Here is a 13,892-nt window from a genome sequence, read left to right on the forward strand (position 1 = left end):
GCTCAGGGGTGTTCATCAGGCGGCCTCCCTCTGCTCGATGCCGTCGACCGGGGTCGGCCCCGTGACGGTGGTGCCGGTGGCGAGTTCGTCCCGCAGGCGGGCAGCGACGGTCGAGGACGTGCCGCGCGCGCAGTCGGTCACGGAGCGGACCCACGCCGGGGTGATCTCGATCCCCGGTGCCCATGCCGCGCGAGCCTCGGCTACGTAGTCGTTGGCGAGCTTGCGGGGCTTGCCGGCCGACTTCGCGGCCTTCGCCTTACGGCGCGGACCACCCTTCTGCCCGACCTTCTGCCCCGTCTTGCGCGCGGGCCGGTCGGCCTGGTCGGGCCGGTCGGCCGGTGCGGCGGGAACCGCGGGGATTGGCATCGTGATTTCGGCATCCACCTCCGGCACCGCCACCGGGGCCGGAGCGGGCACCGTGTCGGCCGCCATGGGGCCTGCTTGTCCGGTGAAGGCAGGGTGCGCCGCGCGGGTCACGGCCTCGGTCAGCCGGTCCCGCAGCATCGGTGCCGTCTCCGAGGCCAGGAACACCAGCGCCGGGGGGATGGAGTGCAGCACGATCCCGGCCGCGTCCAGGACGGTCCAGGACTTCCACGTGTTCATGACGTAGGTGGCCAGGAACGCGAACCACTTCGTGGCGTGCACCCAACCCCCGAGGTCCATCACCTGGTAGCGGGAGGTGACCTGTTCGGCCAGCAGCACCGCCACCAGCACCACCGACACCATCGGGTCCAGCAGCCACGCCGACACCCAGGCCAGCGACCACGGCGGGGCACCCTCGGCGGCGAACTGCTGAACGTTGACCATGGTGAACGCCAACCCGAGCAGGATGCCCGCCCAGATCGCGGCGTTGACCTGCCTGCGGACCTTCTCCACTCGCAGCGCGATCACGTCCGGGTGGTTGGCCAGAGCGCGCACGGCGGCAGCTTCGTCGGCGTCCTGCCGGAGCTTGTCCGCAGTGGACAGCGGCACGTGCTTCGCGTCCGTTGCTGTGCTGTTCATCGGTGGTGCCTCCCCCCGAAGTCAACGATCTCGGTCACCGCGAGCAGCCGGGCCACCGCCGAACCGGCCAGCAGACCGGGCACGATCAGCACGATCGCGGTCACGGTGGTGTTCTTCACCCACAGCAGCGCGGCGTACTGGATAGCCACGATCAGCGCGGCCGTGACCAGCGTCCGCACCGCGTTGCCGGTCATCCGGGTGATCTCCCGCGCACCCCGGCGCGCCTTCACCCCGGCCCGGCGCCCGGACCGCCACACCGCCAGAGTGCCGATCCCGGCGAGTCCACCCAGGACCCACCACGTCGTGTTCTGCCCGTTCACCGGCGGCCCCCCTTCTTCTGCTGCTTCTTGACTCGCTTGCACGCCGGGCAGGTCGGCCCGGAGAACCACGCCTTGCCCTTGACGTCGCGGGACGGGATGCGCAGCCCGCACAACGTCGTCAGATCCCCGGACCACCACGAACGCTGTCCCGAGTGGATCTCGTAGCCGCTCATCAGTGACCACCTCCGGTCAGGCTGTCGGTGTCCAGCACGTCGAACAGGTCGGCTTGCCCGCCGGGCTGCCAGGAACCGTTCCGCCACACCGCATCCGCCGCGATGCCCAGCTCCGCGCGCACCTCCGGCTCACACCGGGCAAACCAGGCGCGACGCTGGTCCAGCGGCACATCCCGCCACTGCTTGCCGGTCGCGGCACGGTGACGGCGCCGCATCAGCCGTTCGATCACGGCTGGGGACTTCTCGCTCACCGGACCCGCCTCCCCTGCTTCTTGAGCTGCTTGCAGGCCGGGCAGTTCACCGATGACGAGAACCATGCCGTGCCCCTGATCTCGCGGGACGGGATACGCAACCCGCACAACGTCTTCACATCCCCGGACCACCACGAACGCTCACCCCAATGGGTCTCCCGGCTCATCGCGGACCACCTCCGGCCAGCAGGTCCAGTTCCCGCGTCCAGTCCACATGCGACGCTTCAGTGCCTTCGGGCACGGCCTTGTCGGCACGGTCAAGGAAGGCCTCGACACCGGCCCGGTCGAACCGCAGCGAAGCCGTCCCGGTCGGCGAGGACAGGATCACGTGCACGAACGGCTCACCGTGGCGGTGCGGGAACACCGTCACGTCCCCCTCACCGGCCCGGCCGTTGAGCCCGTCGGCCAGCAGCGACCGGGCGAACGACCAGCCGACCCACCCGGCATCGGTGTGCACCGCAAGGCGCACCGCCCACGGGTCGCTCGCCCGATAGGACAGGTGCGCGTCGGTCCGTGCCCGCTTGGCCACACCAACCCCGCGCAGCGAGGTCACATCGACCAGCAGCACTGCGGCAACGTCTCGCCGGGTCATCGGAAACCACCTCCGCGCGTCGGCTGTCCGGCCACGTGCGCGATGCGCCCGGCCAGCAGGTCAGCGACGCCCTGAAGGGCTGCCTGGCCCTGCTCGTTCAGCCCCACCGCCTCACACCGCTCGGCCACCTCCAGCAGCCACCGGATGCGCATCCACGTCGGGTCACCCGGCTCCGGCGTCGCGCGGAGCAGGTCCACCAGCGACGTACCGCCTGCGTTCGGGTCGGCGTGCGTACTCATTCGCCCACCTCCCGCAGCTCACGGGCGGCAACGACGTCGAGGTCATCGGCCTCGGTCAGGTGCCACAACTGCGCGGTGGTGCCGATCCGCAGATCGGACGCGGCGCTCCGGTGGAAGTCGGCACGCTCCCGCAGCGCACCGGCCACCGCGCGGCCAGCGGTGATGGTGATCAGCTCGTTCAACTCATCCGGGGTGTAGATGACACAGCCGTCGTCGGCCACATCCGGGCCGTCGCTGCCTACCATGGGAGCCCTCTCCTGACTGCTTTCGTGGTGGTTGGGGAGACCCGGCGCGGCGTGCGCGTTCTTGGCGGAGTGAGCCGCCGCGTCGGGGCCATAGGTGGGCCGGTCAACCACCGGCCGGGACAGGTGGGTGTGCACCACGTGCACCCCGTAACCGGCCAGGAACAAGGCCGTAGCGATCGCGTCGGCCAGCACGACCGACCGGTGACGGCCGCCCTGGCAACCGATGGCAAGGTGCACCAGGACACCCCTGGCCTCAGCCGACGGCCGCAACGCGAGCGCAGCGGCGGCCAGCGCCCGCACCAGCTCCGGGGCACCAGGCTGGGCAAGCACGTTCAACCTGACCGCCGTGTCCCGGCCGGTCAGCTCCCGCAGCTCCGGGCTGACGTGCGGGTCCTTCAGGCTGTGCCGGACATCTGCCACCACGTCGGCTCCGGGAGCCTGACCATGCAGATAGCCGAACGACTCCACCCGGAACCGCACCGGCTCACCCGGCATATCCAGGCCGTACGAGATCATCGGGGCGTCCATCAGGCGGCCTCCCCCGGCATCGGAGCCGACGCCGCCACGTCCACCGCACGACGACGCAGCAGCTCCCGCGCCGCACGCCGCGCCGCCCGGCCAGCACGCCGGGCATCAGTGAACGACCGGTCAACCCGAACCAGCGCGACCCGCTCAGTCGCGTCAAGCTTCGCGTCCACCTCCGCGATCAACGCATCAATCACGGCCTCGGTCAGACCATCCGGGTACACCCCGTCTACGTACTGACCAGTGGAAACAACATCCTCAGACAGCCGGAAAGCCTGCTCGACCTGCCGACTCACCTTCGGGTGACTCATCTCAACCCCTTCGGTTGGTGTGTTCTGCGACACCACGAAAGCTAACAGTTGGATGGTTGCCATACCAGATGATTGACTCGAATGGAGTAACGCAAGGTACGCTGACCTGCGGTTTTATGGCCAGCCATCTGGTATGGTCTGACCGGTGACCAACCAGATGGTTGGCACGTCGACAGGTAGGAGCTGCCCATGTCGCGCCCCAGGCAAGGCGCAGGTGTCCAGCGGTCCGAACCCCTGCATAAGCAGGTGGCGCGGAACATTCGAAACGCGATTGAAGCCGGAGTACTGCGGGACGGGCAGAGCTTGCCCTCATCGCGCGAACTGGCAGCAGAGTGGAAGGTAAGCCCGTTCACGATCAATGAAGCTATGGACCTTCTGATAAAGGAAGGTCTCGTTGTCAGCAAGCCGCGCGCGGGCCGGATCGTTAACGCACCCAATCTGTCGCCGAGCGTTGACGGCAAGATGCAAATATCGTCACCAAAAGCTCTGATAATCGGCGGCTACGCCGGTAGCGGCAAGTCCGAACTTGGGCGAATTCTAGCCCGCTTAACTGGGTGGGCATTGCTGGATAAAGACACTCTTACCCGGCCAGTGGTCGAGGTAGCGCTAGAGCTTCTCGGACACCCAGGAAGTGACCGCGAATCGGAGTTGTACCTGTCGCGCGTTCGCGGGCGCGAGTATGAAGCTCTGGAATCCGCGATGAAGGAGAACATACAGTGCGGCAATAGCGTCATCGTGACTGCTCCGTTCATCCGAGAATTCGCCGACGGCGCATGGGTCAATCGCATTCAGGCGGACTGCCAATCAGTTGGCACCGAAGCGGTCTTTGTTTGGGTTTACTGCGACCCGGCGACCATGCATACCTATGTCCGCCATCGCGGCGCAGCACGGGATAGCGTGAAGCTGGCCAACTGGGACGAATACATTGCTGGCATAGACCTTGACCTGCGGCCGCCTGTCGACCACGCGGTCATAGACAATTCGGCGACCAGTAAGCCGCTTCAGGAGCAAGCACAACAACTGGTCGCGTCTCTCGCGGCCGAGGAAGTAGCGAGTACATGATCAGGGGGGTGATCCTGTACGGCCCTCCGGCCGCCGGAAAAGACACCGTGACCAAAGCTCTCACGGAGAGAGACGGTCGATACGCCCTGTTTCCTCGAATGAAGTGCGGCACCGGACGAACCGCCGGATATCGCATGGTGACCCGTGATGAATTGGAGTCCGTGCGCAGAACCGAAGGGGTCCTCTGGGAGAATTCCCGATATGGTGCGACATATGTTGTGGACGCCGCGTACCTGCACCAGATGGTCGCCCAAGGGTTGTTCCCGGTGGTGCACGTCGGACAACCGGAAGCCGTCACCGCGCTCCACGGGGCAGCGGGCCTCCGTTGGCTGGTGGTGTACCTGTGGTGCCCCCGCGAGGAAGCTGCCCGCCGTGCCGCCGAACGCGACACAGGCGACCTGTCGGCACGGCTCCAGGCGTGGGACGAGACTCCCGCTCTGCCGTCGGCCGATCTGGAGGTCAACACGGCGAACGCCACGCCGGACACCGCAGCGGCGATGATCGACGACGCACTGCGTTCGCGAAGCCGCTGACGAACTGTCCGCGCTGACCCAGGAGATGTGGCCCACGAATGGCCCACGGCCACCCGCGTAGGGCTGCCATCAGCCGCACACGGCCGCACAGGCAAGCAGAAGGCCCCGTGACCATTGCTGCTGGTCACGGGGCCTTCTTGCCTGGTGTGGCAGGTGAGGGATTCGAACCCCCGAAGGCGAAGCCGTCTGATTTACAGTCAGATCCCTTTGGCCGCTCGGGCAACCTGCCGTAGCCGGACGTACCGGCCGACGAAAAGGATACAGAACGCCCCCGCGGGCCCGGAAACGGGTATCCCCGAAGCGCTAGGGTGGAGCCGACCCCAACCAGTGTGAGGTGGAAGAACACGTGGCCGATCCCTCTTTCGACGTGGTGAGCAAGGTCGACCGGCAGGAGGTGGACAACGCGCTGAACCAGGCGGGCAAGGAGCTGTCCACCCGGTTCGACTTCCGCGGCGTCAACGCCAAGGTGGCGTGGGCCGGCGAGGAGGCCATCACCATCGAGGCGGAGACCGAGGAGCGGGCATTGGCCGCGGTCGAGGTGTTCAAGGAGAAGCTGATCAAGCGCGGCATCTCGCTGAAGGCCTTCGACGTCGGCGAGCCGGCGCTGTCGGGCAAGATCTACAAGGTCCAGGGCAAGATCATCCAGGGCATCGCCTCCGACAAGGCCAAGCAGATCGCGAAGTTCATCCGGGACGAGGGCCCCAAGGGCGTGCAGGCCCAGATCCAGGGCGACCAGCTGCGGGTGTCCGGCAAGAAGAAGGACCACCTGCAGGACGTCATCGCGGCCCTGAAGAACAAGGACTTCGAGATCGCTCTGCAGTTCACCAACTACAGGTAGTAAAACCACCCGGTCGAGCTGATCTTGTCGCCCGTCCCGGCTCGGTGAGCCACCACGACGGCACGGCGGTGATGTAATCCCCGCCGTCGCCGGAGTGGAAGGACGATCATGCTCTTGCGGAAGACCGGAGCGACCCTGCTGACCTGCCTGTTGCTCGCCGCCGGGCTCGCCGCGCCCGCGGGGGCGGTGGACACCAGGGTGCTGCTGGCAGGCAACAACGCGTCCTACCCACGGCTGCTGCGACTGTCCCACTCGGGCACGGCCCGGGACGGCAAGATCATCGCCTCGGTCAACGCCGAGGACGGCCAGGGCCGGTATACGCCGATCTTCGAGAGCACCGACGAGGGCAAGTCGTTCAAGCAGATCGGCGAGATCCGCGACCCCGAGGGCGCGCAGGGCATGTGCTGCGGCACCCTCTACGAGCTGCCCCGCCAGGTCGGCAGGCTGCGGCCGGGCACGCTGCTCTGGGCGGCAAGCTACGGGCAGGACGCCGGCCCGAACCGCCGCATCGCCCTCAAGCTGTGGGCCAGCCGCACCGGCGGCCGCAGCTGGTACTTCCTCTCCGAGGCCGCCCGCTCACACAACCACTTCGGCATCTGGGAGCCCGAGCTGGTCGTGGACAACGCCGGCGTGCTCTGGATGCACTACGCCGACGAGAGCGAGTCGGCGGTCTACGCCCAGCTGCTCAACCGGGTCTCCAGCGTCGACGGCGTCACCTGGAGCACGAAGCAGCAGACCCTGGCCATCCCGCCGTGGCACGTGCGCCCGGGCATGCCGATCATCCGCAAGCTGCCCGACGGCCGGTTCCTCTTCCTGTACGAGATCTGCAACTTCACCAAGCACCAGTGCAACCCGTACTACAAGATCTCGAAGGACGCCACGAACTACGGCAGCACGACGGCACCCGGCACCGAGATCCTGATGCCCAACCGCAACCACTTCCGGCACGCCTCGACCGCCACCATCTTCCCGGGCGGCCCACTCGGCAACCGGGTGCTGCTGGTCGGGCAGGTCTACGTCGACGACAACGGTCACCCGCAGCCTGGCAACGGCAAGACGCTGATGGCCAACGACAACCTGCTCGGCGGCGCACCCTGGTACGAAGTGCCCGCTCCGGTGCACATCAACAAGGCACGCAACCACTGGTGCCCGAACTACAGCTCCACCCTGCTGCCCGTCGACGACGGCAAGGGCATCCTGATGCTCGCCGGCGAGTTCGACGGCGGCGTCTGCAAGATCTACTACGGCAAGGGCCCTGCCTGATCCACGGGCGTCATCAGGCCGACGCCCCACGCGGCGATGACGCGTTCGGCGTCGGCCCTCGCCCGTGCCGGGTCGGCCGAGTTGGCGACGACCAGCGCGGCCTCCATCACCGCGCTCAGGATCATCGGCGCCAGCATGTCGACCGGCTGCGACGGGATCAGCTCCGCCTCGATCGCCCGCTCCAGCAGGTCGACGATCAGACCGAGGCCGTAGCCCGCCTCGACCTCGCGCCACTCGTGCCAGCCCAGCACGGTCGGCCCCTCGATCAGCGCGATCCGGCGGATGTCGGGCCGCTCGCACGCGTCGAGCATGGCGGGCATGGCCGAGAACAAGCCGGTCGCCAGGTCGGGGGCGGCGTCGACCACGCCCCTGACGTACTCGGTGAACTCCTGCTCGATCTCCTCGAACACCGCCCGGAACAACCCGAGCTTGTCCCCGTAGTGGTGGTACAGCGCCCCTCTGGTGACGCCGGCCGCGCGCACGATCTCGTCGGCGGGAACGGCCTGGTAGCCGCGCTCGGTGAACAGTTCCCTCGCCGCCGCGGTGAGCGCGGCCCGCGTGGCGGCGGAACGATCCTGCTGGGTGCGTCGCACCCGGTCAGTCTGCCGTGCCCGCCTCGTCGAGGAACTCCAGGACCAGCCGGACCAGCTCGTCGGGCCGGTCCTCCGGGACGAACGTCAGCGTGTCGCCGATCTCGCGCAGCCGGGCATCCGGCAGCGCCTGGATCAGCCGCTGGGCCAGTGACAGCGGGAACAGCTTGTCCTCGCGGGCCCAGGCCAGCAGCACCGGCCGGTCGAACTTCGGCAGCAGCTCGGCGGCCGCCAGCGTGTACCGGTTGTGCACGCCGGTGACGAACTTGCGCAGGTCACGCTGGACACCGGCGCTGCGGCGCATCGGGCCGGTGTAGCGAGCGGCGATCTCGCCGGGAATCGGCCGCTTGGTCACCAGGCCGAACAGCACCCGCAGTGCCAGGCGCGATCCGATGAGACGCGCGGTGAGCCACATCGACCCCGGCAGCCGCGCGAGCTTCGGCAGCGACGCCAGCGGCGGGGGGAAGAACCGCTCGAAGCTGTCCGACGGCGTGAGCACCACCCTGCCGATCCGCTCGGACCGCCTGGTCAGCAGGATCTGGGTCAGGCCGCCGCCGGTGTCGTTGGCCACGATCGTGACGTCATCGAGGTCCAGCGCGGCGAGGAAGTCGGCGATGAGGTCGGCGACGCCGGTCGGGCTCAGGTCGGCCTCCGGTGACATCGGCGTCTCGTGCGAGCCGAGCGGCAGGTCGGGCGCGATGCAGCGGTAGCCGCCCTCGGCGATGCCCGGCACCACCTTCCGCCACAGCTCGGCGTTGACCAGCAGGCCGTGCACGAACACCACGGGACGCCCGGTTCCCCGCTCGAAGTACCGCACGGTGCCCTGCGGCAGATCCACCTGCGCTGGCTTGCCCAGCTCGACGCTTCGCTCCATGTCGCCAAGTTACATACATGCCGTACGTATGTAAAGTTCACCGATACAGTGGACGCCCATACGTTGACCGAGGGGACTCTCGTGAAGGGCATAGTGCTCGCAGGCGGCAGCGGGACCCGGCTTCACCCGATCACGCAGGCGGTGTCGAAGCAGCTGCTGCCCGTCTACGACAAGCCGATGATCTACTACCCGCTCTCGGTGCTGATGCTCGCCGGGATCCGGGAGATCCTGATCATCTCCACCCCGGCCGACCTGCCGAACTTCCGCAGGCTCCTCGGCGACGGTGACCAGTTCGGCCTGCACCTGAGCTACGCCGAGCAGCCCAGCCCGAACGGTCTGGCCGAGGCGTTCCTGATCGGCGCGGACTTCATCGGCGACGACGATGTGGCCCTCGTCCTCGGCGACAACATCTTCTACGGCCAGGGCTTCTCCACCACGCTGCGGCACGAGGTCGCCTCGCTCGACGGCTGCGTGCTGTTCGGCTACCCGGTGAAGGATCCGCAGCGCTACGGCGTCGGCGAGGTCGACGACGGGGGCAGGCTGGTGTCGATCGAGGAGAAGCCGGCCCGGCCGAAGTCCAACAAGGCCATCACCGGCCTGTACCTGTACGACAACGGCGTCGTCGACATCGCCCGCTCGCTGCGGCCGTCCCCGCGTGGCGAGCTGGAGATCACCGACGTCAACCTGGCCTACCTGCGACAGGGCCGCGCCAAGCTGGTCGACCTCGGCCGCGGGTTCGCGTGGCTGGACACCGGCACGCACGACTCGATGCTGGAGGCCGGCCAGTTCGTCCAGGTGCTCGAGCACCGGACGGGTGTGCGCATCGCGTGCCTGGAGGAGGTCGCGCTGCAGATGAAGTACATCACCCCGGACGAGTGCTACGCCCTGGGCAGCCAGCTCGCCAAGAGCGGATACGGCGAGTACGTGATGCTGGTCGCCCGCGCCGCCGGAGCGGACGAGTAAAGCGGCTTTAGCGGGCTAAAGCCGCTTGGCGAGGTCTTCCAGCCTGCGGATGCGCTCGGCCATGGGCGGGTGGGTGGCGAACATGCGGGACAGCCGCTCGCCCGGCCGGAACGGGTTGGCGATCATCAGGTGCGACTGGGACACCAGCCGCGGCTCGGGCACCAACGGTGCCGCTCGCGTGCCCTGCTCCAGCTTGCGCAACGCGGACGCCAGACCCAGCGGGTCGCCGGTCAGCTCGGCACCGGACGCGTCCGCCTCGAACTCGCGCGACCGGCTCACCCCCATCCGCACGATGGCCGCGGCCACTGGCCCTACCAGCACCAGCAACATCGCCACCAGCGGATTGGTGTCCCGGTTGCCGCCGAACACGCCGGCGAACAACGCGACGTTGGCGGCGGCACCGGCCAGCGCACCGGCCACCGACGAGATGAGGATGTCCCGGTTGTACACGTGGGACAGTTCGTGCCCGAGTACCGCGCGCAGCTCGCGCTCGTCGAGCAGTTCGAGGATGCCGGTCGTGCAGCAGACCGCGGCGTGCCGGGGGCTGCGGCCGGTGGCGAACGCGTTGGGCGCGGCCGTCGGGCTGACGTACAGCCGCGGTACCGGCTGCCGGGCGATCGTCGCCAGCTCGCGCACGATGCGGTAGACGTCCGGGTACTCGGCCTGGGAGATGGGCCTGGCCCGCATGGCCCGCAACGCCAGCCGGTCGGAGTACAGGTAGGCGTAGCCGTTGACCCCCACCGCCAAGGCGAGCCCGGTCCAGAACGCGCCCCGGCCGAACGCGGCGGCGATCGCCACGATGATGGCGCTGAGCAGGCCGAGCAGCAACGCGGTCCGCAGTCCGTTCCGGTGTCTGCCCACGTGTTCGGCCTCCCTTCTCGCCAGTAACCCACCCAAGGCGCAAACGCATGGCGGACCGGGCTGGTTCCTCACCCGGTCGGGTGGAGCGCCGCAACGCGCGATCGGCGCCGCTCGGAGTTACGGTCGGTCGCGGATCATGAACCAGGGGTGAGAACGAATGCGCAAGCCTTTCGCAGTCGCGTCGACCGCGGTCCTGCTGGCCGCCGGCACGCTGTTCGCGCCGGCCGCCGCGGCGGCGGAGGTCAAGACGGTCACCGTGGGCGACCGCCCGACGGCATTGGACGTCAACTCCGAGACCGGGATGATCTACGTCGCCAACACCGACTCCGGGACGGTGTCCGTCGTGGAGGGTGCCAGCAACCTGGTCGTCGCGACGATCGGTGTGGGCGGTTCACCCAGCGACGTCGCGGTCAACGACGAGACGAAGCGGGTCTACGTCGCCAGCCCGGTCACCGGCACGATCACGGTCATCGACGGTGAGAGCAACACGATCGCCGGCGTCATCGCCGCCGGGCCAGCGACCTCCACTGTGGACGTCGACGAGACGGCGAACGTCGTCATCGCGGGCAGCAGCAAGGGCGGCGCGGTCGCGTTCGTCGACGGCGTCAGCAACACCCTGCAGACCACCGTCCCCGGCAAGGTGCACACGCTGGTGTCCGGCCGGGTCGACCCGGGCAGGCGGTTCGCCTACTTCACCAGCGAGTGGACCGGGTCCGTCGAGGTGCTCGACACGGTCAGCCGGTCCTTCGTCGCGGTTGTCCGGGTGGGGCCCGGACCGGCCGGACTGGACCTGCACGAGGCCACCAACACCCTGTACGTGGCCAACTCCGGCGTCAACCATCTGTCCGTCGTGGACTGTGCACTGAAGAACGAGAAAGCCATCATCGGCCTGAAGAGCGCAGCGTCCACAGTGGCCGTTCACGAACGCAGCGGAACCGTCTACGCCAACGGCGGGCCGAACGGCCTGGTGAAGATCGAGAACGGCAAGCCCGAGGTGTCCGGCGAGCTGTCGCTGGGCGTCAACCCCGGCGATGTCGAGGTCGACCAGCGCACCCGGATCGTCTACGCGACGGACCCGCTGAACGACAAGATCTTCGCCATCACGGGCTTTTAACGTACCCCGGTGGGTGAATAACCTACCGCTGCGCGATCGCGCACTCACGCAGCGTGTAACACGCTCCCCCGGCACGGCGAATCAGAAGTCGTGCCGAGCCGCTCCGGGCCACGGCGGAAACGGGGAGCATGGTGGACGACACCGACCGGACCGGCCTCGCCGTCATCGGCGCCGGCTACTGGGGGCCCAATCTCGTCCGCAACGCGCAGGCGACACCGGGTCTGCGCCTGGAGTACCTGTGTGACCTCGACGTCGGGCGCGCCCGTTCGGTGCTCGGCGGCTACTCGACGGTCCGGGCCACCGGTTCGCTGGACGAGGTGCTCGCCGACCCGGCGGTCGGCGCGGTCGCGGTCGCCACCCCGGCGGCGACGCACCTGAAGGTGGCGCTGACCGCGCTGGAGGCGGGCAAGCACGTCCTGGTCGAGAAGCCGCTGGCGGCCAACCTCGCCGAGGGCAGGCGGCTGGTCGAGGCGGCCGAGGACCGCGGCCTCGTGCTGATGCTCGACCACACCTACTGCTACACGCCAGCCGTGAAGCACCTGCGCGAACTCGTGCGGGACGGCGGGATCGGCGACGTGCAGTACCTCGACTCGGTGCGGATCAACCTCGGGCTGGTGCAGCGCGACGTCGACGTGCTGTGGGACCTGGCGCCGCACGACCTCTCGGTGTTCGCCGCGATCCTGCCCGACGACCTCGTCCCGGTCGAGGTGGCCGCGCACGGGTCGGACCCGATCGGCGCCGGCCGCGCGTGCGTCGCCCACCTCACCGTGCGGCTGTCCAACGGCGCGATGGCGCACATCCACGTGAACTGGCTGTCCCCAACCAAGATCCGCACGATGGTCGTCGGCGGGTCGGCGAAGACCGTGGTGTGGGACGACCTCAACCCGACCCAGCGCCTTTCGGTCTACGACCGTGGCGTGGTCACCACCCAGCGCGAGCAGACGATCGTCTCCTACCGGCTCGGCGACATGGTCGCGCCCGCGCTGGTCGAGCAGGAGGCGCTGCGCGGGGTGATGGCCGAGTTCGCCGCGTCGATCGCCGAGGGCAGGCGCCCGCTCACCGACGGCCGGTCCGGCCTGCGGGTGCTGGCCATCCTCGAAGCCGCCACCGAGAGCCTCGCGGCAGGCGGCCGGTTCGTCGCTGTCCCCGCCGAAGTGAAGGAGTACGCGTGAGCAGCCAGCCCATCACCGGCCAGCGGTGCTTGGTGACCGGCGGTGCCGGCACCATCGGTTCCACCCTGGTCGACCAGCTCGTCGAGGCCGGGGCGGCCGAGATCGTCGTGCTGGACAACTTCACCCGCGGCCGCAGGGAGAACCTGGCCGCGGCGGGCGAACGCGTGCGGATCGTCGAGGGCGACATCAACGATGTGCCGCTCGTGCACGAGCTGACGGCGGGCATGGACCTGGTCTTCCACCTCGCCGCGCTGCGGATCACCCAGTGCGCCCAGCAGCCGAGGCTGGCGCTGGAGTCCCTTGTGGATGGAACGTTCACCGTGCTGGAGGCCGCCCAGGCGGCAGGCGTGCGCAAGGTGATCGCGTCCTCGTCGGCCTCGGTGTACGGGCTGGCCGAGTCCTTCCCCACCACCGAGCGGCACCACCCGTACAACAACGACACCTTCTACGGCGCGGCCAAGGCGTTCAACGAGGGCATGCTGCGCAGCTTCACCGCGATGTACGGACTGGAGTACGTCGCGCTGCGCTACTTCAACGTGTACGGCCCGCGCATGGACGCGCACGGCCGCTACACCGAGGTGCTCATCCGCTGGATGGAGCGCATCGCCGCGGGCGAGCCGCCGCTGATCTTCGGCGACGGCAGGCAGACCATGGACTTCGTCCACGTGCACGACATCGCACGGGCCAACGTGCTCGCCGCGCGGGCACCGGTCACCGGCCAGGTCTACAACATCGCCAGCGGCATCGAGACGAGCCTGCGTGAGCTGGCGCTCGCGCTGCTCACCGCCATGGGCTCGCGACTGGAGCCCGAGCACCGCGAGGAGCGGTCCACCGCGGGCGGTGTCACCCGGCGGCTCGCCGACATCTCGGCGGCCGCCCGCGACCTCGGCTGGGAGCCGCGGATCAAGCTGTCCGACGGCCTGCCCGAACTCGTCGCCTGGTGGCACACCACCCGAGCGTGAAC

The 13,892-nt window shown here is 68.7% G+C and carries 19 protein-coding genes and 1 tRNA gene; 8 read left to right on the forward strand and 12 right to left on the reverse strand.

All coding sequences use genetic code 11. From position 1 onward, the window contains the following. Positions 1-15: 15 nt before the first annotated feature. The 8 genes from EWH70_RS09485 to EWH70_RS09515 all read right to left on the reverse strand — a co-directional run bounded on the left by EWH70_RS09485 (position 16) and on the right by EWH70_RS09515 (position 3,721). A complete protein-coding gene (locus tag EWH70_RS09485) occupies positions 16-1,002 on the reverse strand; it encodes a hypothetical protein (protein WP_130474920.1) in 987 nt (328 codons plus the stop codon). After that, a complete protein-coding gene (locus tag EWH70_RS09490; protein WP_130474921.1) occupies positions 999-1,322 on the reverse strand; it encodes a hypothetical protein in 324 nt (107 codons plus the stop codon). Before EWH70_RS09490 ends, EWH70_RS09485 begins: the two co-directional genes overlap by 4 nt. After that, a complete protein-coding gene (locus EWH70_RS35425; RefSeq protein WP_165436215.1) occupies positions 1,319-1,495 on the reverse strand; it encodes a hypothetical protein in 177 nt (58 codons plus the stop codon). The genes EWH70_RS09490 and EWH70_RS35425 overlap by 4 nt, the downstream gene beginning before the upstream one ends. Continuing rightward, positions 1,495-1,746 carry a hypothetical protein gene (locus tag EWH70_RS09495; protein ID WP_240686894.1) on the reverse strand — a complete coding sequence of 84 codons (252 nt, stop codon included), beginning with the start codon at positions 1,744-1,746 and terminating at the stop codon, positions 1,495-1,497. Before EWH70_RS09495 ends, EWH70_RS35425 begins: the two co-directional genes overlap by 1 nt. 163 nt (positions 1,747-1,909) lie before the next feature. Further along, entirely contained in the window at positions 1,910-2,338 is a 429-nt protein-coding gene (locus tag EWH70_RS09500; RefSeq protein WP_130474922.1) for an SsgA family sporulation/cell division regulator, read from the reverse strand. Continuing rightward, a complete protein-coding gene (locus EWH70_RS09505) occupies positions 2,335-2,577 on the reverse strand; it encodes a hypothetical protein (RefSeq protein WP_130474923.1) in 243 nt (80 codons plus the stop codon). The genes EWH70_RS09500 and EWH70_RS09505 overlap by 4 nt, the downstream gene beginning before the upstream one ends. Then, positions 2,574-3,350, reverse strand: a complete 777-nt coding sequence (locus EWH70_RS09510) for a RapZ C-terminal domain-containing protein (protein WP_205669073.1) — start codon at positions 3,348-3,350, stop codon at positions 2,574-2,576. The genes EWH70_RS09505 and EWH70_RS09510 overlap by 4 nt, the downstream gene beginning before the upstream one ends. After that, positions 3,350-3,721 carry a hypothetical protein gene (locus EWH70_RS09515; RefSeq protein WP_130474924.1) on the reverse strand — a complete coding sequence of 124 codons (372 nt, stop codon included), beginning with the start codon at positions 3,719-3,721 and terminating at the stop codon, positions 3,350-3,352. Before EWH70_RS09515 ends, EWH70_RS09510 begins: the two co-directional genes overlap by 1 nt. A 126-nt stretch (positions 3,722-3,847) precedes the next feature. Between EWH70_RS09515 and EWH70_RS09520 the strand changes: the two genes are divergently transcribed. Then, on the forward strand, positions 3,848-4,720 hold the full coding sequence (locus EWH70_RS09520) for a GntR family transcriptional regulator (protein ID WP_130474925.1): 873 nt from the start codon (positions 3,848-3,850) through the stop codon (positions 4,718-4,720). Positions 4,721-4,938: 218 nt separating this feature from the next. Continuing rightward, positions 4,939-5,253, forward strand: a complete 315-nt coding sequence (locus tag EWH70_RS35800) for a hypothetical protein (RefSeq protein WP_205669074.1) — start codon at positions 4,939-4,941, stop codon at positions 5,251-5,253. Between the two features lie 147 nt (positions 5,254-5,400). Here the strand turns inward: EWH70_RS35800 and EWH70_RS09530 are convergent. Then, positions 5,401-5,482 (reverse strand) — tRNA-Tyr (locus EWH70_RS09530). A 117-nt stretch (positions 5,483-5,599) separates the two neighbouring features. Between EWH70_RS09530 and EWH70_RS09535 the strand changes: the two genes are divergently transcribed. Together EWH70_RS09535 and EWH70_RS09540 are read left to right on the forward strand one after the other, a co-directional pair. Next, positions 5,600-6,091 (forward strand): YajQ family cyclic di-GMP-binding protein, encoded by a 492-nt coding sequence (locus tag EWH70_RS09535; RefSeq protein WP_130474927.1) that lies wholly within the window; start codon positions 5,600-5,602, stop codon positions 6,089-6,091. Positions 6,092-6,199: 108 nt separating this feature from the next. Next, positions 6,200-7,354, forward strand: coding sequence for a sialidase family protein (locus tag EWH70_RS09540; protein WP_130474928.1), 1,155 nt, complete (start codon positions 6,200-6,202; stop codon positions 7,352-7,354). On the opposite strand, the gene EWH70_RS09545 is transcribed toward EWH70_RS09540, so the two are convergent. Both EWH70_RS09545 and EWH70_RS09550 read right to left on the reverse strand, forming a co-directional pair. After that, positions 7,333-7,947, reverse strand: coding sequence for a TetR/AcrR family transcriptional regulator (locus tag EWH70_RS09545; protein WP_130474929.1), 615 nt, complete (start codon positions 7,945-7,947; stop codon positions 7,333-7,335). The genes EWH70_RS09540 and EWH70_RS09545 overlap by 22 nt on opposite strands. A 4-nt stretch (positions 7,948-7,951) precedes the next feature. Then, positions 7,952-8,818, reverse strand: coding sequence for an alpha/beta fold hydrolase (locus EWH70_RS09550; protein WP_130474930.1), 867 nt, complete (start codon positions 8,816-8,818; stop codon positions 7,952-7,954). An 81-nt stretch (positions 8,819-8,899) separates the two neighbouring features. Here EWH70_RS09550 and rfbA point away from each other — a divergent pair, with 81 nt between their 5' ends. Continuing rightward, a complete protein-coding gene (rfbA, locus tag EWH70_RS09555; RefSeq protein ID WP_130474931.1) occupies positions 8,900-9,781 on the forward strand; it encodes a glucose-1-phosphate thymidylyltransferase RfbA in 882 nt (293 codons plus the stop codon). A 15-nt stretch (positions 9,782-9,796) separates the two neighbouring features. On the opposite strand, the gene htpX is transcribed toward rfbA, so the two are convergent. After that, positions 9,797-10,642, reverse strand: a complete 846-nt coding sequence (htpX, locus tag EWH70_RS09560; protein ID WP_130474932.1) for a zinc metalloprotease HtpX — start codon at positions 10,640-10,642, stop codon at positions 9,797-9,799. A gap of 157 nt (positions 10,643-10,799) precedes the next feature. Here htpX and EWH70_RS09565 point away from each other — a divergent pair, with 157 nt between their 5' ends. The 3 genes from EWH70_RS09565 (at position 10,800) to EWH70_RS09575 (ending at position 13,890) form a co-directional block, all read left to right on the forward strand. Beyond that, positions 10,800-11,756, forward strand: coding sequence for a YncE family protein (locus EWH70_RS09565; protein WP_130474933.1), 957 nt, complete (start codon positions 10,800-10,802; stop codon positions 11,754-11,756). Positions 11,757-11,884: 128 nt separating this feature from the next. Continuing rightward, entirely contained in the window at positions 11,885-12,928 is a 1,044-nt protein-coding gene (locus EWH70_RS09570) for a Gfo/Idh/MocA family protein (RefSeq protein ID WP_130474934.1), read from the forward strand. Then, the gene (locus tag EWH70_RS09575) at positions 12,925-13,890 is read left to right on the forward strand and encodes an NAD-dependent epimerase/dehydratase family protein (RefSeq protein WP_130474935.1); all 966 of its coding nucleotides are present in this window, start codon (positions 12,925-12,927) and stop codon (positions 13,888-13,890) included. The genes EWH70_RS09570 and EWH70_RS09575 overlap by 4 nt, the downstream gene beginning before the upstream one ends. Positions 13,891-13,892 lie beyond the last annotated feature (2 nt).

Source organism: Amycolatopsis suaedae, assembly GCF_004214935.1.
GTDB classification, from domain to species: Bacteria; Actinomycetota; Actinomycetes; order Mycobacteriales; family Pseudonocardiaceae; genus Amycolatopsis; species Amycolatopsis suaedae.